Origin of the sequence: Halobacillus sp. A5 (genome assembly GCF_024189315.1) — a bacterium.
GTDB lineage: Bacteria > Bacillota > Bacilli > Bacillales > Halobacillaceae > Halobacillus_A.
Genome location: NZ_JAIZEO010000003.1, coordinates 41,955 through 62,341, shown reverse-complemented (window position 1 = coordinate 62,341; position 20,387 = coordinate 41,955). Strand labels below are relative to the sequence as shown.

20 protein-coding genes and 1 pseudogene are annotated in these 20,387 nt (G+C 43.8%); 5 read left to right on the top strand and 16 right to left on the bottom strand.

The genetic code is table 11. The annotated features are described in order from the left end of the window. The first annotated feature begins 10 nt into the window (after positions 1–10). Positions 11–1,426 carry an NAD-dependent succinate-semialdehyde dehydrogenase gene (locus tag LF822_RS12095; protein WP_253924328.1) on the top strand — a complete coding sequence of 472 codons (1,416 nt, stop codon included), beginning with the start codon at positions 11–13 and terminating at the stop codon, positions 1,424–1,426. Positions 1,427–1,581: 155 nt separating this feature from the next. On the opposite strand, the gene LF822_RS12090 is transcribed toward LF822_RS12095, so the two are convergent. The 8 genes and pseudogenes from LF822_RS12090 to LF822_RS12060 form a co-directional block, all read right to left on the bottom strand. Continuing rightward, entirely contained in the window at positions 1,582–2,043 is a 462-nt protein-coding gene (locus LF822_RS12090; protein WP_253924327.1) for a RidA family protein, read from the bottom strand. 7 nt (positions 2,044–2,050) lie between these two features. Continuing rightward, positions 2,051–3,664, bottom strand: a complete 1,614-nt coding sequence (locus tag LF822_RS12085; protein WP_253924326.1) for an N-acyl-D-amino-acid deacylase family protein — start codon at positions 3,662–3,664, stop codon at positions 2,051–2,053. Positions 3,665–3,676: 12 nt separating this feature from the next. After that, positions 3,677–4,762 carry an alanine racemase gene (locus LF822_RS12080; protein WP_253924325.1) on the bottom strand — a complete coding sequence of 362 codons (1,086 nt, stop codon included), beginning with the start codon at positions 4,760–4,762 and terminating at the stop codon, positions 3,677–3,679. A gap of 11 nt (positions 4,763–4,773) precedes the next feature. Next, entirely contained in the window at positions 4,774–6,261 is a 1,488-nt protein-coding gene (locus LF822_RS12075; protein ID WP_253924324.1) for a sodium:solute symporter family protein, read from the bottom strand. A 167-nt stretch (positions 6,262–6,428) separates the two neighbouring features. Further along, positions 6,429–7,088 (bottom strand): helix-turn-helix transcriptional regulator, encoded by a 660-nt coding sequence (locus LF822_RS12070; protein ID WP_253924323.1) that lies wholly within the window; start codon positions 7,086–7,088, stop codon positions 6,429–6,431. Between the two features lie 601 nt (positions 7,089–7,689). Beyond that, positions 7,690–7,808 (bottom strand): annotated as a pseudogene (locus LF822_RS23105) (aldehyde dehydrogenase family protein); the annotation flags it as partial. A 383-nt stretch (positions 7,809–8,191) separates the two neighbouring features. Next, the gene (locus tag LF822_RS12065; RefSeq protein ID WP_253924322.1) at positions 8,192–9,169 is read right to left on the bottom strand and encodes a 2-hydroxyacid dehydrogenase; all 978 of its coding nucleotides are present in this window, start codon (positions 9,167–9,169) and stop codon (positions 8,192–8,194) included. A gap of 863 nt (positions 9,170–10,032) precedes the next feature. After that, positions 10,033–10,254, bottom strand: a complete 222-nt coding sequence (locus LF822_RS12060; RefSeq protein WP_253924321.1) for a hypothetical protein — start codon at positions 10,252–10,254, stop codon at positions 10,033–10,035. Between the two features lie 183 nt (positions 10,255–10,437). On the opposite strand from LF822_RS12060, the gene LF822_RS12055 reads away from it, so the two are divergent. Beyond that, positions 10,438–11,151, top strand: a complete 714-nt coding sequence (locus LF822_RS12055; RefSeq protein WP_253924320.1) for a hypothetical protein — start codon at positions 10,438–10,440, stop codon at positions 11,149–11,151. Positions 11,152–11,238: 87 nt separating this feature from the next. On the opposite strand, the gene LF822_RS12050 is transcribed toward LF822_RS12055, so the two are convergent. Both LF822_RS12050 and LF822_RS12045 read right to left on the bottom strand, forming a co-directional pair. Next, positions 11,239–11,412, bottom strand: coding sequence for a hypothetical protein (locus tag LF822_RS12050; protein ID WP_253924319.1), 174 nt, complete (start codon positions 11,410–11,412; stop codon positions 11,239–11,241). 114 nt (positions 11,413–11,526) lie between these two features. After that, the gene (locus LF822_RS12045; RefSeq protein WP_371925918.1) at positions 11,527–12,330 is read right to left on the bottom strand and encodes an N-acetylmuramoyl-L-alanine amidase; all 804 of its coding nucleotides are present in this window, start codon (positions 12,328–12,330) and stop codon (positions 11,527–11,529) included. 370 nt (positions 12,331–12,700) lie between these two features. On the opposite strand from LF822_RS12045, the gene LF822_RS12040 reads away from it, so the two are divergent. The 3 genes from LF822_RS12040 to LF822_RS12030 all read left to right on the top strand — a co-directional run bounded on the left by LF822_RS12040 (position 12,701) and on the right by LF822_RS12030 (position 14,380). Beyond that, complete coding sequence (locus LF822_RS12040) at positions 12,701–13,402, top strand: DUF421 domain-containing protein (RefSeq protein ID WP_253924933.1); 702 nt, start codon at positions 12,701–12,703, stop codon at positions 13,400–13,402. A 389-nt stretch (positions 13,403–13,791) separates the two neighbouring features. After that, on the top strand, positions 13,792–14,145 hold the full coding sequence (locus tag LF822_RS12035) for a response regulator (RefSeq protein WP_253924317.1): 354 nt from the start codon (positions 13,792–13,794) through the stop codon (positions 14,143–14,145). Positions 14,146–14,227: 82 nt separating this feature from the next. Further along, positions 14,228–14,380, top strand: coding sequence for an aspartyl-phosphate phosphatase Spo0E family protein (locus LF822_RS12030; RefSeq protein WP_253924316.1), 153 nt, complete (start codon positions 14,228–14,230; stop codon positions 14,378–14,380). A 411-nt stretch (positions 14,381–14,791) separates the two neighbouring features. Here the strand turns inward: LF822_RS12030 and LF822_RS12025 are convergent, their stop codons facing one another. The 6 genes from LF822_RS12025 to LF822_RS12000 all read right to left on the bottom strand — a co-directional run bounded on the left by LF822_RS12025 (position 14,792) and on the right by LF822_RS12000 (position 20,360). Next, positions 14,792–15,031: a hypothetical protein gene (locus tag LF822_RS12025; protein ID WP_253924315.1), complete on the bottom strand. Its 240-nt coding sequence runs from the start codon at positions 15,029–15,031 to the stop codon at positions 14,792–14,794. Between the two features lie 22 nt (positions 15,032–15,053). Continuing rightward, entirely contained in the window at positions 15,054–15,497 is a 444-nt protein-coding gene (locus tag LF822_RS12020; protein WP_253924932.1) for a DMT family transporter, read from the bottom strand. Between the two features lie 217 nt (positions 15,498–15,714). After that, positions 15,715–16,482, bottom strand: coding sequence for a 3-oxoacyl-ACP reductase (locus tag LF822_RS12015; RefSeq protein ID WP_253924314.1), 768 nt, complete (start codon positions 16,480–16,482; stop codon positions 15,715–15,717). A gap of 12 nt (positions 16,483–16,494) precedes the next feature. After that, positions 16,495–17,946: an acyl-CoA reductase gene (locus LF822_RS12010; protein WP_253924313.1), complete on the bottom strand. Its 1,452-nt coding sequence runs from the start codon at positions 17,944–17,946 to the stop codon at positions 16,495–16,497. A gap of 9 nt (positions 17,947–17,955) precedes the next feature. Continuing rightward, complete coding sequence (locus LF822_RS12005) at positions 17,956–19,041, bottom strand: LuxE/PaaK family acyltransferase (protein ID WP_253924312.1); 1,086 nt, start codon at positions 19,039–19,041, stop codon at positions 17,956–17,958. A gap of 8 nt (positions 19,042–19,049) precedes the next feature. After that, a complete protein-coding gene (locus LF822_RS12000; RefSeq protein WP_253924311.1) occupies positions 19,050–20,360 on the bottom strand; it encodes a solute carrier family 23 protein in 1,311 nt (436 codons plus the stop codon). Positions 20,361–20,387: the final 27 nt, after the last annotated feature.

The window sequence follows — 20,387 nt, the reverse complement described above, 5'->3', positions numbered from 1 at the left end:
AAAAGAGAAGATGGATATGATTATAAACGGTCGACCTCATCGTACGGAAACTACCTTTGATGTACTAAATCCTTTAAACCAACAAAGGATTGACTCTGTCCCAGCAGCAGAAGAAAAAGATGCAAAACTGTCTGTCGATGCAGCGTTCAACTCTTTTCAGGAGTGGAAGAACACCTCTGCTAGTGAGCGGGCAGATTTTCTTTGGCGCTGGTACGAATTAATCGATTCACACAAAGAAGAACTTGCCGAAACTATGACAAAAGAACAAGGAAAACCTTTAAAAGAAGCTTTAGGCGAGATCAATTACGCCAATCAATACATTTCCTGGTATGCCGAAGAAGCCAAGAGAATTTACGGAGAAACGATTCCGGCTTCTACACAAAATAAGAGAATTCTTATTCAAAAACACCCTGTAGGAGTAATTGCAGCCATTACTCCATGGAACTTCCCAGCAGCTATGATTACACGTAAAGTGGCACCTGCGATTGCTGCGGGGTGCTCTGTATTAATCAAACCAGCAGAACAGACTCCCTTAACCGCACTACGATTAGTAGAACTCGCCTACGAAGCAGGCGCTCCCGATGGATTAATCAATATCGTTACTGGTGATGCAGAAACAATCAGCAATGTATGGATGGCCGATTCTCGAGTGAGAAAGCTTTCATTTACCGGCTCAACCGAAGTAGGCAAGTTACTCATGAAGAAATCCGCTGATACCATGAAACGAATCTCACTGGAACTGGGAGGACAAGCCCCTTTTGTCGTTTTTGAGGATGCCGACTTAGACAAAGCAGTAGATGGGGCAATCGCCTCTAAGTTCCGTAATGCCGGGCAGACCTGCATTTGTTCTAACCGCTTCTACGTCCATGCTTCGATAGCAGAGGCTTTTACAGAAAAGTTAATAAAAGCGGTTAAGAAGTTAGAGGTAGGCGATGGTCTGGACCCTGATACAGACATTGGCCCCTTAATTGATAAGAGTGCTCATGAAAAAGTAACTCGCCATATTAATGAAGCGATTGAAAATGGAGCAAAAGCAGTGGCTGGAGGACAAGGGTATGAAACGAACAAAGGATACTTTATCGAACCTACCATATTAACGGATGTCAGTGATTCTATGCTTTGCATGAGAGAAGAAACATTCGGCCCCGTTTTACCTGTTTCCACATTCACCGATGAAGAAACAGCCATTCAAAAAGCGAACGATACACCATTTGGGTTAGCCGCATACTTATTTACAGAAAACCTTAATAAGGCTCTTCTCTTCTCCGAAAAGCTTGATTATGGAATTGTCGGCTTAAACGATGGGTCGCCGTCTGCGGCTCAAGCCCCGTTTGGCGGTTTTAAGGAGAGTGGAATGGGCAGAGAAGGCGGACACCACGGAATTCAAGAATATTTAGAAACCAAATATATTTCAATTGGCCTATAACGACTTGTGAATAAATTTATGAACATTTCACTGCATATATGAACATTCTAAGCGATATATGAACAACTGGATCGGGCTTATGAACAAGTTCGTGGAAAATATGAACATTTCCTCATTTCACACAAAAAGACAGCCTCAGCTGTCTTTTTCCATTTCTATTCTATTTCCACAATCATTTCAATCTCAACAGGTGTATTAAACGGCAATTCATTCGAGGCAATTGCCGAGCGGGCGTGCTCTCCTTTTTCTCCAAAAATCTCTTCCAACAATTCAGACGCTCCATTGATCACATAAGGCTGTTCGACAAAGCCGGGGGCTGAGTTCACAAAGGCCAGCAGCTTGACCACCTGCTTGATTCGGCTTAAATCGCCGATCTCTGCCTGCAGCACAGCCAGGCAGTTGATCATCGTCTGGCGTGCGGCTTCGTAGCCTTGTTCGACGGTCAGGTCACTTCCAAGTTTTCCTTCATAGAGAAGGGTGCCGTTGATGCGGCAGTCCTGGCCGGAGGTGTACACCAGGTTTCCGACTGTTTTAGCGGGAACGTAAACAGCGCCTGGCTTTGGGGCGTCAGGAATGTGAATACCTAATTCGTTGATTTTTTCTTTAACGTTTATCATTTTTCGATCACCTCGTAAGAATAGATTGTGATGCGGAGTTAATAAAGCAGCCGCATTTCTGTGACGTATGTTGTTTTTCCTGCGTTGTCAGTTTTCCGTTGACAAATACATATTCAATGCCTTCGGGATAATTCTCCGGGTCGGCGTAGGTGGCTCTATCTTCGATTTCATCAAAGTCAAAGATCACCAGGTCGGCTGCGTACCCTTCGGTTAAAAGGCCGCGTTTACCCAGTCCAAACCTCTTAGCTGGAAAGGAGGTCATCTTTCTGACGGCATCTTCAATGGTAAGGATGTGGTCCTGCTTCACATATTTGGAGAAGACTCTAGGAAACGTGCCGTACAGACGCGGGTGTGGTTTGCCGGTATAGCACGTTAAACTGTCCGATGCGATTAAAGCATTCTGGTATTGCATCACGTGCTTTACGTCCTGTTCATCCATATGGAAAAAGACGATCCCTATATTTCCGTTTTCTTCGATTAATAGATCGAAGGCCTGGTCGACTGGATCTTTGCCATTTTCTTTACTGATCGAAGCCACGGATCTTCCTTCGTAACTCTTAAGGTGAGGAGAATGGATGGAGGATATAATAACACTCTCCCACCCTGTCGATGCGACCAGATTATCCCACTCTTCCTGTTCCTGGCTGAGTTCCTGTTTTATTTTCCTTCTACTATGAGGATCTTTTAATCTTTCGAATACAGAACTCAGCCCTCCTTCTAATGCCCATGGAGGCAGCAGTGTGGTCAGCATCGTCGAACCCGCGGAATACGGATAGACGTCACAGGTGACATCCATTCCTCTACTTCTCGCTTTCTCTATTAATTCCATCGCTTCCTGGACCTTGCCCCAGTTTCTTCTGCCTGCAGCTTTTAAGTGACTGACATGAAGGGGGACGTTTGCTTGATCGGCAATCCAAATGACTTCTTTCACCGAAGGGATTAAATTATTGCCTTCTCCCCGGATGTGGGTGGAAAAGAGACCGTTATACTTCGCAACCACCTCGCATAACTCCGCGAGCTCTTCTTTCGTAGAATAGCTTCCGGGAGAATATAACAGCCCGATCGAAAGACCGATGGCCCCGGCTTTCATACCTTGTTCAAGAATGTATTTCATCTCTTCCATTTCTTCTTTCGCAGGTGGTCGGTTCTCAAAACCCATCACCGCAATTCGCAATGAGCCATGAGCGACATAGGAAGCCACGTTTTCAGAGATCAGGCTTTGATCTAATTCATTGAAGTAATCACTGATCGTCTGCCATTTCCAATCTTTATTGGCTTTGCCCAGCACCGGCTCGACGTAACTCTGCAAATCCTGCTTGTATAGTGGATTAACCGGAACCGGGGCTAACCCGCAGTTTCCTACGACTTCTGTCGTGACTCCCTGCTGCAGCTTGATCTCACTTTCCGGGAAATCAAGAAGCATTAAGTCGGAGTGGCAGTGGCCGTCGATAAACCCCGGCGCAACGATTCTGCCACTGGCATCGATGATTTCTTTCGTATCCTCTGCCCGATCGTTGCCGACGTAAGCGATTTTTCCATCTTTCATGCCGACATTTCCGTAAAACCATGGATTTCCTGTGCCATCTACGATTCTGCCATTGGTAATAAACGCATCGAACATGTGCTGGCCTCCTTACTGAAGCATTCCTCTGGCTTCGACCTTGATCTTCTCGTATTCGTTGTTCTCTTTTTTCAAATATACATAGTTATGAAGGTTGATCGTGCTGCAGATGTGGTTAGGGATTACTTTCACCTGTTCGCCGATTTTCAAATCATTCGATAAAATGACTCCATGCTCTTCATTCATGCGGGCAAATTCCGCTTCTGGATGACCTTGTATGGCGCCAAATCCTTTTAAGTTGAGCGGGGCATGATTAGGCTGCACGTCTGTGGCAAACGTTTTACTTCCTCCGTCGATGACTGCACGCTCCTCAGACGGACGGCTGACGACGGTAGTCACTACCTGGGCTGCACAATCCTCCCATGCACTGACACCCAGCTTTACCTGCATCGCATCGTTAAAGACGTACGTTCCCGGGCGGATTTCAGTGATGCCGGCCACGGATGCGACGGAAGCGGCAGTTGGCGACGAGCCTACGCTGATGTCTTCGAGTTTAATTCCGCTCTTATCCAGCTGAGCGGCCAGCTCTGTCATAAGCTCCCCTTCCTCTACTCCTGCTTTATCAGTATCTGTTGTCGCTTCTCCTTTATAAACGGGTCCTTTAAACGTAAAGATGCCTTGTAAATTCAATGCATCCAGCTGCGTGATTTGTTCAGCTAAACGAGCCGCATGCTGCAGATCGACGCCTGTCCGAGCTAACCCTGTGTCAATTTCCAGGCGCACGTTTAAGGTTTGCCCGTGTTTCTGTGCACATGTATTCAGCACACCGGCTCCTTCTATGCTGTCTACTCCTACAATTAATTGAGACAGCTTTTGATTAAGAGCACAGATTTTCTCTGCTTTAGCCTCGCTCACCACAGGATAAGCAATGAAGATGTCATCAACTCCATACTCGGCCATCACTTCAGCTTCAGAAATTTTGGCCACGGTGATTCCTACCGCTCCTTCTGCTAATTGTAATTTAGCGATACGGGGAATTTTGTGCGTTTTAATGTGCGGCCTTAAATTCACCCCATTTTCTTTAGCTAATTCGCTCATTTTTCTAATATTGTTCCGTAGAATTTTTTCGTCGATTTCAATGTAAGGTGTATGATCCATTACAAATCCTCCTATTGTACGTATTTCTGATCCGGCGTCACTGAGGTCCCCTCATCTAACCTCGTCCGCTCTTCCTCAAGGATTCGAAGTGCCTCTTCTTTTGATATTTTTTGTGCCGGAGTAAGCAGGCTGACGACAACATTAGCGGCTAAAGCAACCATAATGGATGGAAGAATCGGATTTCCCCAAAAAGCTGTCATACTCTCGCTGCTTAAAATAATAAACGAAGTGACCGATCCTCCGATTAAACTGGCGATACCTCCCTGCCAGTTCGCACGGCTCCAGAACTTGCCAAGCAGTGCAGCCACAAACAACCCGGCCATTACAGTAGAAATGAAATTAGAAATGTACGTAATAATGTTGTTCGTAAACAACGTGAAGAACAAAGCAAGCAGAAGCGTAAGTACGAGTGAAATTCTTGAATAGAACACCATTTTTTCCTTCTGTGGAAGCCGGCCGGTAAAGAGTTCAAACACATCCCTAAGTAAAATTGTTACAGCCGCAATAAAGTCGGAGCTGCCTGAAGACATGGTGGCACTAAGACCTGCAATCAGCACAATCGCTCCAATCCATAACGGGAAAACTTCCGTAGCCAAGTAAGGGAAAGCGAACTCCGAATCTATCCCCGGATTAAGGATATTGGCTGACATCCCAACGATGGCCGGGAATAGAGAGAATAAGGCAAAAAGAACACCCGTGATCAGGAAACCTTTTTTAATCGTTAAGGCATTCTTACTAGAATAGATGCGGTGACGATAAGAAGGCGTAGCCAATACCCCGACGGCAATGACGACAGCTAAAGAGATCGCAGGAATGATGCCCACCTGCTGGAGCCCTAAGAAGGAGCCCATCTCCGGCGTGACATTGGCACTCACTTCACCAAATCCTCCAATCGCAATGACCGAAAGCACCGTCAGCAGGATAAACCCAGCAAATAAAATTACACCCTGGATCACGTCGGTGTAGACAACCGCCAGGTAACCTCCGATTAACGTATACAAACCAAATCCTAACGCGACGATAATCTTGGAGATAACTGGATCAATCCCAGTGATCCAGCTTAAGTACAAACTGCCGCCGATAATGTGAGCCCCTAACCAGCCAATACAGGCGACGTATAGAATGATCGAAGTTAAGCCTTTAACAAATTTATTCGCTCCATAATAAAAACTGAGTTCTTCAGAGAAGGTCATGAAGTTATACTTTCGAACATCAGCAAACAATATAAGCAGAAGAAACATCCCGACAGACCCGCCTATACCATAAAGAGCACCAGCCCATCCGTTCGCAAAACCATACCCCACCGCGCCCATACTCGAGCCCGTGCCGACTAATGTAGCCAGAGTCGTTCCTACTAATAACGGCGTCGTTAAGCCGCGCCCTCCCATCAGGAAGTCTTCACCGCTCTTCACATTGCGGCTGACAATAACCCCAACGGCAATCATCGCCAAAAGAAATCCAATAAACACTAAGAAATAGACCAGCTGCGCTTCTCCCATCCTATACCTCTCCTTTAATTCGTTTTCACATAGCCAAACTACATTAAAAACCATTACAGTCTTAGAGGAAAAACCTTCTTAGAAGCCGTTATCCACTTGCATGCTGTTCTTAGGTGTATGTATCTCAAGGGATCCTTCCACAAAGCGAAGACCCCTGATTCATGTTTTTATTCCGAACCGTTTTCTCTTGCCTTCTCAAGATAGTTGTAAAGCGTATATTTAGAAATATCGAAATGGGAACAAATCGTATCCCCCGCCTTTTTAATTAAGAAGGCACCTTTCTTATCCAAATAATGAATCCCTTTCATTTTTTCTTCTTTGTTCATGCGGGCTACAGGTTTGCCGACATGATCCTGAGCCTCTGTGATCAGCATATCCAATACATCATTGACGTTGTTGACGAACACTTCGTTCACTTCTGTGTTAATATCATCCGCCCGCGTGAACTGCCTGATGGTATTCTCAGCCATCACGAGATCCGTAATGTCTAAATTAATGCAAATACAGCCTATCGGATGTCCTTCTGCATTGCGTATGTACATGGTGGTAGAACGAAGCATCTTTCCGTCTTTCGTCTGGGTCATATAGTTATGCTTATCTCCAGAACTTTCTGTCCCTCTTAATATCTCCAACCCTAAGTTTGTACCTGTATCTCCTACCTTTCTTCCTGTAATATGACCGTTCTCAATCGCAACAATTAAACCGCTTCCATATTCTTCATGATTCGACACGTCGAGTAATACAGTTTCACAGCTCTCGCCAAAATGGTTGGCAATTCCTTTGATAAAGGATTTCAAGAAATCCAGCTCTTCATTAATGTGTTCCACAATGGTAACCTGCCTTTTAATTAATAGATTTAATTTTTAGAAAATTGTGTACTTAAACTATAAAAGCAATTTTCCGGTTTGTCAACAAACTTTTTTTTATGCTAAATAAAAGTTTGTTTGATAATAATCAAAAACTATCCCCGTCTAGAGTCCAAAAATGTCAGGAACAATGAAAAAAGCACGCCCAACGAGGACGTGCTGCGTGTTGTAATGACTTTTGACCACGAATATAGTTTGCTGACTATATTGCGGTCAATAAATATTCTGTTCATTAATAATATTAAATTCCTTCATAATATCCTCTGTATGCTCACCGATTTCAGGGATCGGATTCATGACAGTGTCAAATTCCTCATAGGTTACAGGCGGAATTAGTGCTTTTAATCTCCCAACGGGTGAGTCACTAATTGAGGGGTATGTTGATGCCTTAAGTAGAGAGATTCCTTAGTGTTAATCCTTGTAGTATACCTGGTAATATACCCGCAGAAAATTTTTTCTAAAACCAAAGGAAATAATCGGAAAATTTAAGATAACAGGAACACGAGAAAGATTAACCCCTTATCAATCATATTTGATAAGGGGGATAGGTGAAGATAGGAAACTATTCCTTTATCCCCACCGATAGATACTTCGTTTCCAGGAAAGCCTCGAGCCCTTCCGCTCCCCCTCGCGTCCTAAACCACTCTGCTTCATGCCCCCAAAAGGAGCTTGAGCAGCAGATCAGAGTCGTCGTTGGCAGCCGATGTTTTTTACGAGTTAATGAAGAGAAGTACGACCTCTAAAGCCACTTCTCGTTTACTCTTCCCTTCATAAGGGATCGTGAAAACCTCCCTGAGTTTATACATTTTTCTAATCATGAAGGCTAAATCCGGGTTTAGACGTAAGGTAAAATGGACTGCATCTAGTTTAATAAGCAATCTCTTATCAACACACTGCTGAACCCTACTCAAAAGACCCATAAAAAATGGCTAACTGTATGTTAATAACAATTCAGAGGGTTTGTGAACAGTCTCGAAAGATATGTGGCATCTTTTTTTGCTTAGTAAATGAAAAAAGATAACCCCTGTTTCTAACAGAGATCATCTACCGACTTTCATTTATGATCAAACTAAATGACTCAATTCTTTGACTACATTTTCAGGCTTCCTGCCAGTCACACCTGCGACCAGATTTTCCGCGGCTTTCATCGCCATAGCTTCACGTGCATCTGCCGTAGCTGATCCAATGTGAGGCGTCACAACCACGTTATCCATTGATAATAAAGGATTGGCCGGATCAACGGGTTCTGTTTCAAACACGTCTAAGGCTGCGCCGCCGATTTCGTTGGCTTCTAAGGCGTGAATAAGGGCGGTCTCATCGACAACGTTTCCTCTGGAAGGGTTAATGAAAATCGCATTTTTTTTCATCATCTTGAATTCTTTTTCCCCGATTAAATGATGAGTTTCACCCGTTAAAGGAACCATCGTAAGCACGAAATCGGATTGTTGAAGAACTTGTTCCATTGTTTTCTTTTCTGCTCCATATTTTTCTTCTGCTTCGGGACGGGGACTGCGGTTATAATAGAGAACGTTCATGTCAAATCCGAGACTAGCCCGCTTGGCTACCTGTTCTCCGATTCTGCCCAAGCCGATAATGCCGAGAGTGGCGTGGTGAACATCTTTTGATAAAAAGAAAGGATCGTCTAGTTTATTCCATCTTCCTTCTTTTACATAACGGTCAAGCTGACTAATTTTTCTTGCGCTCGAGAGCATCAGTCCTAAGATTAAATCGGCTACTGTATCATCAAGTACGTAAGGGGTATGAGTCCCGATGATTTCGTGTTCAGCCATGAGGTCTGTATCCAGGGTTTCGTAGCCGACCGCTATATGACTTACTATTTTTAAGTAAGGGGCGTTTTTGATAAAATCTTTATCGACTTTCGCTTTAGGAATGATTAACCCTTCTACATCCTGGATTTCCTCCAGTAAGACGTCTTTAGGGATGTTCTCTTCTCCCCGCCACATCTTGTAATCGCAATGGGCTGCGATGTAGTTTTCTACTTGTTCTGAAACAGGTTTAGCGATGTAAACTTTCGGCTTCATCCATTCTCCTCCTTTGATCTTTATATCTCCACCAGATTTTGTCCAATTATATGGGTTATGTACTCTATTGGGAAAATCGATGCCTATGCTTCCATGAGTTTATACATAGTCATATGATCTGGTTTATAACAAAACTCTGTTTTTTTCTGACATTTGAGAAAAAACAAGAGATGGCAGCGGGGTTTATTCCTCCCTTTCTCCATCTCTTTATGAATAATCTCTATGGTTGTAAAAATTTTTATGATCATAATAATTTTGATTCTGGTTATCCGAGGGTCCGCTTAACAGCGCTCGAAAAAGCCCTATAACTAAGAAAAAAATAACCACTCCCAGCGCAGCTCCCACATGATCCCCTCCTCTCTTCAAAATACATTTCTTCATTTTCCAGTAAATCTTTTTCTTACCTTTATTATTACATTATAACTACTTTTAGTCACGGAATATTCTGATATATCAAAGTGCATCCGTTTCAACTCCAGCAGACCTCCGCCTGCGTTATGCAGTGGGCCCCGGCTACCGGGGTTCGATAGGCACAGAGAAAATAAATAAACCCAGCAGTATGATTCCTACTTTAACTAATTACCAGGGAATAAATTTTAATATCTTTCCTAACGCAGAACAAAATCCGAGCGAGTACGCTCTTCTGACTGAAAATCACTCTTCGGGCTGAGCTAATTCTGACATTTGACCAAGTTTTTCTGACATTTGATGCATTTATTCTGTCATTTGGTTCAGTTTTTCTGACATTTCCAGCAATATTTCTGACATTTGCTCCTATTTTTCCGACATTTCAATTCAGCTATAGCAACGAGGAGATCCCGCCACACACAAAAAAGCACCCCCGCCGGGATGCTTTCAATCGTTTATGGTACTATTTTCTTTGCCTCAGTAGTCGTTCGCGGCAGACGCTTTTCACTGGCTTCGACCGACACGACATGCGCTTTTGAAAAAGACACCCCATTCTCAATGAACTTCCCGCTGCTCTCCAGCAGCTCTTCAATGACAGCGTCGACGCTTTCTCTTTCCAGTACCATTTTAATTACGTGGCCGTTACTTAATGATACGTTCACAGCAATCTCCTTCATCAAAAACACCTCCTGTTAACAACTTTCGACAAAAAATGGTTTTTTCCTTCCGCTGGGGTGTACTCTTTGTATTAATCCCAGCGGTCATGGTTATTTATGCCAGCGGTGAGCATGCTAATCTATAGTTTCCCCTCGTCTGCCAATGGGAATAAACCAAAGAACGAATTGCAGAAGGAGACAGACATGGTTACTATTGAATCGATCATTATAGGTATTGCATTTATCGTTATACAACTATTCGCATTAACGATTGTTGAACGCTCTCCCATTGGGGAGCAGAAGCTTCTCTCCATATCGGGCGGTGTAGCGATCGCTTATGTGTTTGTTTATCTTTTACCAACGCTTCACGAGCGGCAGGATAAGCTTGGTGGATCGCTGGCTCTTGACACTGAGATTTATTTTCTTGGCCTGCTTGGTTTACTCATTTATTTTGCGGTTTATGCTTTTGCTGAGACGAAGGCAGCATCCCGGCTGAAGGAACAGACGATTTATATGGTGCAGGTCAGCTTCTTTATGGTCTACACTTTTATTATTACTTATGTGGTGTTTGCTTCTGATGTGCAACGGGGTGAATCATTGTTCTATGGAATGGCGATCAGTCTTCACTTTATTGGGTTGTCTTATCATCTGGGAAAGGAAAATTATCGTTTACACAAAAGGAGAGGGCGTTATATGCTTGCCGGGGCCACATTGATTGGAGCATTAACAGGTGCCTTCAGTCCGTCGGCAAGCTTGATTGTTGATTCGATGGTTGCCTTTAGTTCAGGGGTGATGGTATTTAACGTGATCAGTAAAGAACTTCCTTATGAGAAGAATGCGCATCTGCCATCCTTTCTGATTCCATCGCTGGTCTATGCTCTGATCATGATTGTATTAAAAGCCTTTTTCAATTGGTAGGGTGCCGGCCAAATACATCAAACCCTCCCTGATAAAAAAATGGAAACGAGAAACCTCGCTACTAAGGTTCACCGTTTCCATTTTGTATTATTGAGAGGAAGGGTTTCTATCTTCATTTTTTGTAGTGGATTCAGGAACGGGGGCGGGTTTCACTTTGTCCTCTAATCCCGCCGCCTGCTCCTCATTAAGTTCAATTTCCTGACCTGGAGAGACGACTTTTCCATCTTTCACTAAATAATCCTTTGCTATAAATGTTGGCATTGGCCTATTCTCCTTTTAGTTCAGTGGCGCCCCGCCGCCAGAAGACCGCCCACAGGTAACCACCGAAAATGAAAAATATTTCCCTTGCGCCTATCAAACTCCTACTCTATGAAACTATTCCCTGAAATACCTCACATAATTCGAATTCGCTGAAATATAATTTCCATTCTCCAGCTGGTACATTTCTCCGTCACCCACTGTGAATTTATCGCGGGTCACCGTGAAGACTTCTCCCTTACTCACGATGGAGGCCCGGTCATCCCAGTCAGCTGAATTGTAGGTCCACAGAGAGTCAGCCACGACTTCCACATATGCCTGGGAACGTTCGGAAAGATTCAAAGCATCCGCGATCCCTTCCGCGTGCCCTCTTGCAATACTCGTTAAAAAGCTTTCCGATTTTAACGAGGCCGCGTCCGCTTCATTGTCAATGAACCCATTCTCGGTAAGAACAGCCGGCATGGCCGTTTCTCTCACCATATGAAAATCAGCTTCCTTCTTCCCGCGGTCATAGAAGCCCGTTTGATTTACAACATCATCATGCACGATTCCACGCAGGCGGTTCGTTTCATCTTTACCGGGATAACTTCCATCGTATGTATAAGACTCAAAACCACTACCCCCGCCGGCATTAATATGTATGGAGACAAGGTAATCGGCTCCCCAGCTGTTGGCCATGTTCGTACGTTCATCTAAAGACACCTTTTGATCACTAGTCCGTGAGAGCTGGACGGAATGACCTTCGTAATCGTGATCTAATATGTTCCGGGTTTTTAAAGCAATGTCCAGTGTCACGTTTTTTTCAAGCAGCCCATTTCCCGTAGATCCCGAATCGGAACCGCCGTGTCCCGGATCAATAAATACTTTCTGAGAATCCGCGTGTATGACATCATTCCCATCATCGAGTGAAAATACAGCCATGACAACTAAAATAACTACAGCCGGCAACATCCATTTAAGTTTCCTATGTATAATAATCTCTTCATCCTTTTCTAATTGTATTGAATTTTACTCCAAAAGCTACAGACAACAACATTAATTCGATTGATCCCCTCCTGCATTCCTATATAACATGAAATATCTTGAAAACATGTTTATTATAACAAACAATTGATCGAATAATTTCAAATTTTCAGGAAAAATGTCGAAATGGTTCTTCCTTTGCACAACCTAAATACCTACGTATTACAGATTGAAAATGGTGCCTGTAAATACATAGATATGAAATAATAGGTAAAAAATAGAAAAGGTGTAGTTTAATATGTCGAGATGAGGAGGAGGGTACGTGCATATGGAGTTTTTCAGCGGCCAAGAATCACTGAATATTGCCCAGTGGTCCCTGCGTGCTTTCGTGGGTTTTACCTTTTTAGTACTGGTTGCCAAAATCATGGGCCAGCGTTCGATTTCACAATTACGATTTCTCGACTTTGTCATTGCTTTATTAATCGGAAACATTATGGCTCACCCTCTATCGGATGAAGGACTCGGATTAACCGGCTCCATTGTGACAATGAGCGTGCTCGTCCTTCTTTATCTCCTCGGGGTATACGCCACGTTAAGATGGGGACTTTTTAAGAAGTTCTTGGACCCGCCGCCCATTACACTTATTGAGAAAGGCCAAATTGATTACCACGGGTTAAAAAAAGCAAGAATCTCCTTGGAATACCTCTTAACTGAGCTAAGAAAAGAAAAGACCGAAGATATTCAAAAAGTCGCCCTCGCTTTATGGGAGCCCGGCGGCACAATCTCGATATTTACAGAGCCCAAATACCAGCCGCTCACGCCTTCGGATATGGGAATGCCGACTCAGCCCTTCGACCTCCCGCGCGTGATTATCAGGGAAGGCAGGCTTGATCCTCGTGAGCTTAAAGAGCTTGGGAAGGATGAACAATGGCTCTCGATTCAACTGAAAATAAAAAACGCGGCACTTCAGGATGTACTTCTTGCCACTCTTGATCAACAAGGGAACCTGCATATCAGTCTGTACCGCTGAAACGCTGAGCTTCCGAGTTTTAGAAAATGAATCTAAAGTCACAAAAACATTCATGACGCGAATCTTTCTTTAAACCTTTGAACAACAGTTTCCCTGAAAATATCCCTAAAATCAGACAATTTCAACTAATAATACGCGATACAAGAGCCTTGAACATAATCAATAACTACCACTCCTATTCTTTGTACACTATAATGAACAGCAGAAGATTACAGAAGGGATACTTTGCATAGGTCACATTTTTACGATAAAAAAGCGAGAAAAGCGTTTTATAGAAATGATGACATCAGCTTCCATTTAGGCAGCTATGAAAGAGTATTTCCAGCCAGGGTTCTCACGCTGGTTATTCTTGTGTATGGGTTAGAAAGGAACATGTGATGTGGACGGCGATGATTATTGATGATTCTTTATTTATGAGAAATTGGTTAACATCCATTCTCGAGGCACATTCTTTTAAAGTAACAGTTGAAGCAGATAACGGGGTGGAAGGAATTATTCAGTATGCTGAGCATTTACCTGACGTCGTTCTTCTAGATGTGGTAATGCCCAGAATGAGCGGAACAAAAACCTTGGAAGAGCTTTTGCGCCAGCACCCTGAAGCCAAAGTGATCATCTGCTCCTCAGTAGATGATCAACAACAGATGGATCTATGCGCAAAAATAGGAGCATTTGATTTTGTTCAAAAGCCTTTTTTTGAAAGGATTCCAAGCATCCTGGAAAGAGTTCTTGCTCAATCATCATAAATACTTTTATGAGCAGCTCGTTCGCAGTGACTGTGCTGCTGTCTTCATGGTTAACGTCTACATGCATTAAGGTGGTGCCGTATTGAAGGAAAATGAAACCATAGAACAACAAATTGAGGAGCTCCGTGAAAAAATGTATATTGCTTACCTCACCAAAAAAGATTATAAAGAGATCTTAAGAATTTCACGGGAATTGGACAGGCTTTTAAATATACTCCACAACAATTCAAATTAAAGACCAGGCACGAACGGGTGATTCAAAAGTATGGATTTTTAATGCTTATGATTATTTTCCTTATCGAAGGTAAATAATAGTAAACGGAACTGGCTGGTCACCTATTATTATGTTGCTACCTTGTTTGCCCGGTCAGTTCCTTCCTTCAATCAAGTTTTCGTCTCCATGATCCAGAGCAAACAGCTCTGGATTTTTTTGCATCATATCTAGTGGCTAAGAGTTTACATTTATGAACATTCTGAGCAAAATATGAACAATTTCTTCATTACATCTCCCATGAGAATTACTGAGGATTAATGGTAATTTAAATCCTAGAATGGTTTTCATGAAGGAGACATTAGAATGATAACACCAAAGATTGGTGTTATCAGCTTGTAGGAAACCCACACGCGGTTAAATAACAGAGAATTATTATTTCTGCCACTCACCGATCATCGGTAACCCATAGTAACTTAAATTGAGAAGGGCGACTATACAGCCCCCAATGGCAATGAACTTGCTAACCTTAAGAATTTTATTGTTTTCTCTCTTAGATATCTTATAAATGCACACAAACGAGATAATTAATGCGACAAAAGGAAAATAGAGAGAAAAAGGAGTGAAAAGAGCAAATGTAATAGCCAAAATACTTAAGAACACTATAATATACAAATCATAACCCCCTATTCTTCAATTAAAATTTTTGAACGAGTATAACACCTGCAGCAATTAAAATCGCTCCCCCAATCCTAGGCAGACTTATTTCGTGAACGGGCACGTGAATGAGGCCGAAATGGTCGATCACAATCGACATAAAAATCTGCCCTGCCAGAATATACGCAATGGTATTGGCTGCTCCTAATTTTGGAATCAGCACGATCGTTGCCAGGACATAAAAAGCTCCTAATACCCCGCCTGTCCAAATCCACCAGGGCTGCTGAAACAGTTCTTTATGTATCTTTAATCCTTTATCAAGAGATAGTGTAACCACGACCAACACAATCGTCCCAATAAAAAAAGAGATCAACGAGGCTAAATAGGGACTAACCACATGTGAACGTAAAACCGCGTTGATACTAAATTGTGTGGGCAGGGCCATGCCAGCTAACAGTGCAAATATTGCCAGGAAAAACCACATCATACTTATTCCGCCTTCCTTCCCCCGCGCTCTCTTTAGGAGGGGGGATTTGATAGTTTAATAGTTCCACAGCCTGGACTACAGTATAAACGTTTTAGGAAAAAATTTCTCAAGCCAGAATTACTGCTAAGAAGGAGCTCTCCAACAGGAATAAGTAAAAACCCCTTCCCAGGCGTGACTGCTTGGTGAAGGGGACTTTTCGGGTGTTCCTGTTTCACTATTTCATTACTAATCCGCCATCTACATGAATGCACTGCCCGGTAATAAACGATGCCCAGTCGGAAGCAAAAAACAGGACACTTCCGGTAATGTCTTCTGGTGAAGCGACTTTCCCCATCGGTGTAAGACGGGCAATTTCCTCCCGTACGTCTTCTTTTGTTTCCAGACTAGAATCTGTAGGGTACGTCAAACCTGGTGCTACACAGTTCACTGTTATCCCAAACGGACCTAAATCGACTGCGAGGTTGCGGCTGTATCCGAGCAGCCCTGCTTTTGCTGTCGTATAGTCGTGGTAAGGGACTAATGGAAGATCGATTAAGTTCGTTAGCAGGTTGATCATTCGTCCGCCATTTTGTTCTTTCATATATGGCATCACCGCTTTACACACATTGAAAGCTCCACCTATGCTCCCTTCGATTTGTTTCTGATAGTCTTCCCACTTCATGTCCCATGCGGCTTTTCGCTTTTTCGGGTTGAAGGTGTAAGAAGGCAGGGCATTATTGACGATGACGTCAATGGCGCCAAATGAATCGACTATTTTTGCGACCATGTCTTGAACTGATTGCTCGTCGGTCACATCCGCCTGCATGGCTGTTGATTCCCCGCCCTGGTTTTCAATATGGTCAACGACTGTCGCTGCTTTTGCTTCATTTTGAAGGTAATTGACGATAACGAATGCCCCTTCCTCTCCAAAAGCTTTTGCAATTTCAGCCCCAATCCCCCGACTGGCGCCAGTTACTAAAGTAATTTTTCCTTTCAAATCCATTTTTCATACCTCCTATTCTGAATCTTCATCATACTGTTCGGCGTGTTGTTCCGCACTCGTTTCAATATCTGTCCAGCGGATGAGGTTTAATAAATTGAACTGTCCGTCATGGTGCCAGCCAGAAGGAGCCTGCGCCATCTTCCCTACGGCACAAACCCGGCTGACCCCCGCTTTCCCCAGGTCTTCAGACAGCTTAAATAATCGGTCTGGCCCAACAGCCACACCGGCTGTTTGTAAATATTGACGATAACTAGACAGCTTAGGATAAACCTGCTCTAAGTGAGTACAGCTAAACACATGAACAGTTCGATTTAAAGGGGAGGGTTCAAAATCAGGTTCTGGATGATAAACCACAGTCCAGCTGGTATCGTCAGGATGGCCATACACACTACTTTCGATTTGAAATTCATGTTGACTGCGAAAAGACTGAATGGCTAAAGCTTCACTTTCAAGGAGGGGGCCTCTTGGTTTCTTACGATTATAATGATCCATTTCATTAGCTAAGAGCTGAGCAAATTCTCTCGGGCTCACGCTTCCCCCTTGTTCTACATAAATGATTTGAGGAGATACACATCCCTGCTGATCATAGACGGAAACATCTTCCGCCAGGCTGTGGACGGACTCCCTGCAGAGATCCAGTGTCAGGGCTTCCTTGCCGACCATCGCGAAACTGATTTTATGTCCATAGCTTAAAAACCGCTTGTGAGCAGGAACCCCCTTCCTTATATTTTCTACTGATTCACTTGAGCCGTAGGCCACCACAGCCTCGGCTGCTTGTATGGCTGGGTGTTCAAGCTGATCTTCTCCCCCTTTCCATGGCAGCACTGCTAATGTCTTTGCCAGCTCAGGATCCACTTCTTCCAGGGACTTAGCAAATAATACAGGCAGGAGCGGCTCTGAAGAGGAAGTTTTTCCAAGCTGCCCCGATTTAACAAGCAACCCCATGACCAAATTCCAAACCGGGAGTCCTGGTACGTTTCCTGAAAAAAAGTGCAGGATAAGATCGGGACCATAGGCTTTGCTGAGACCTCCCTTTTTCCTGGGACGAAAATCATCGAGTACAGCCGGGTCGTCAAACTCTTCTACTAAAAAACGAAGCAGTTCTTTTTTACGAAAGGTGCGCAGGAATCGTTTTAACTCTAGCCGGATCATTTCAGCATCATAGCCTGTGATCACAGGAAGCCATGTCTCTGCTAATTGCCTCCAATGATAATCAGGATCCAGCCATTTCTGGACTGCTGCGTCCACCAGGTCGATTACTTCAGTAGTCTGGAGCTTGTCCAGATAATTTTTCTGATTAGCCTTTATGGTCTCTGTAATGCATTGAATATCTTCTCCTGAAAGGACCGGGTATTTTAAAATCAACTTCCCTTGCTTCGACTCCAATTCCCGCGTAGTAAATGACGTCAGTTGAATCGTATCAGGAATGAAATAAGCCTCGATCTCTTGTTGTTCATTGCGCATCAGGGATCCCTACTTTCCGTTTGCTCTCATAAGCTCATCCACTGCAATGGAGCAGCCGCGTGCTTCTGAACCCTCCACCCGGCCGAGAAGGACAAAGCCATTCTCTGTTTCGAAACCCATATCCTCAGTTAAGACAGCCATACAGGAATTCCAATTCGCTAAGTCGTAATGAGCCAGCACGCCAACTTCCCCGGCTTTTACGGGACGTAAGGTCTCTGGATCCAGCACAAGTGTCTTCACCCAATCCGGGTTTACCTTCTCGAATCTCGGAGACTGAGCGGTCACTTCGTAAATCTGTGAACTTAATTCTGTCATCCCGTACATGTTAATAAAGCTGTTTGGACCAACGTCAAATACCCTGGAAAAAGATTCGTACAATTCTTCCCGGGACAGCTCTCGGGACTGCCTTTTAAATCCGCCGGTATCAAATATCCGGCTGCCTTCTGCGAGGTGGAAGGTAAGATCACGCTCCGTACAATAGTCTATAAAGTGAACATAAGCAGATGAGGCACCCATCAGTAAAACAGGTTCTCGTCTGCTTTCCTTCACTTTTAAAGCAGTCGTTAAAGCCTCCATATCAAGTCCCTTTTCTTTAAAGAAAAATCGGCTGTCTTCTGTGCCGAAATGCTTGACGGCGTTTGTTAAATATCGCGATAAAGAAGAGTGTTGATTCAAATCTTCCGCAGGAGAAAGCACATAAATGGCGGCGGTTTGTTGTTCCGGCAAGACAAATTGTTTAAAAGCCGTCATCATGGATCCATCCCACACGGCTAAAGCAGGATGAATGTTCTGCCCTCGTTTCTCAGCATTTGTCGTTCCACTAGTCAAAAATACAGCTTCAGGGGTTCTTGTTGACTCACAGGCTAAAGGCAGTTCCTTAAATGCCTGGATCGGCATGGCAGGGATCTCCTGCCAGTGCTTGACCGTCAACGGGGTTTTTCTCCTTTTTTGACAATACTTTTTATAGGGAAGGTTGTGTTCGAATTGGTAGGAAAATAAAGTGAGTGCCAACTCCTGAAAATCTTTCCCCGTCGAACCTCGATATATAATAAAAGAAAGAAGCTGCTCAATCATCTGTTTCGTCTGCTGTCTCATTGTTTTTTCTACTCCTTTTTTAAACTGAGCCAGCCTGGAAGCTGAACCAGTATTAGTTGTAATAGCACCGCACATATACCGCCGACTAAAATAGTGTTACCGAGCAAATCCCCGAGCCAGCCTTCCGTCTCTTCAAAAAAGTCCGGCAAGGCAATGGCTAGTAAAATAGAGATTCCGGCGATCATAAAGTTCGCGTCTGTTTTCTTCATCCCTCCTAAAATATTGAGTCCCGTGAAAATAAGGGAGGCGGCTGCCGGTAAAAAGATCCCCCCGACCACAGCATGAGGAGTGACAGCCAACAATGCGCCCGCTTTTGGCACGAAACCGAGAATAAGGAAAATGAGGGCAGCTACTTTTACAGCGTGACGCGACCCTACGCCCGTTAAACGCAATAAACCCACATTTTGACCGTAGGCAGTAGTCGGGAATCCTCCGATTAAGGTAGAAGCCAGCGAACCTAACGACTCGCCGGCAAATCCCCCGCGAATTCGTCGATCATCCAATTTAACATCAACCATTTCAGAAGCGGCATGGTAGACCCCCATGGCTTCAATCACCGCCACGATGTAAGCAAAAAAGAATGCACTGAATGTAATCCAGTCAAACGTCAGCTCCCCATAGGGAAGAAATTGCGGTAAACCGAACCAGCTGCTCTCAGCTACCGTAGAAAAATCAATATTCCCAAAAAGCAGTGCGATAAAATCTCCAATAACAAGCGCAATTAAAAATGAAAAAGAGCGCAGCTTTCCTCTCCCAAATACAGATAACAAAAGGACGATGAGTGCCGAAGTGATCGACATCGTAAGTAAGGCGCCGTCAAGAAACGTCTCTGAACCAGGTGCTCCTCCCAAAAACAACTCTAAAGTGAACCCAGAAAGCGCAACCCCAACAATAAAAATCACGGTCCCTGTAACGACCGGGGTAAAGAACGACCTCAACCGGCTTAACAAACCAGTAATCGCCAGCAAGAATACAATCAATGCACTTACAATAATAGCGCCGCCTGCAGCACCTAAATTCTGTGATTTACCAGCACTAATCATTAAAGCGTCAAAAGCTGCCGATGGACCTTGAACCACAGGCAGACGAACAAACCTGGTCGCCTGAACGAGAGTGACCAGGCCAGCAGCAATAAAAATAGCATTCACCATATTTGCCGATAATCCAAGTGGTAAACCAATTAAAGCCGCCACGTAAATCGGATCAAGCCAGACATTCGAAACAAATACGTGCTGCAACCCATAGAGGAAACCTTTTGCCGGTGACAGTTTTTCTTCAACCCCCACCGTCAAATGCTCATCCTTTTCTTCATGTACCATTTCTAAATCCTCCTACCATACAAAAAA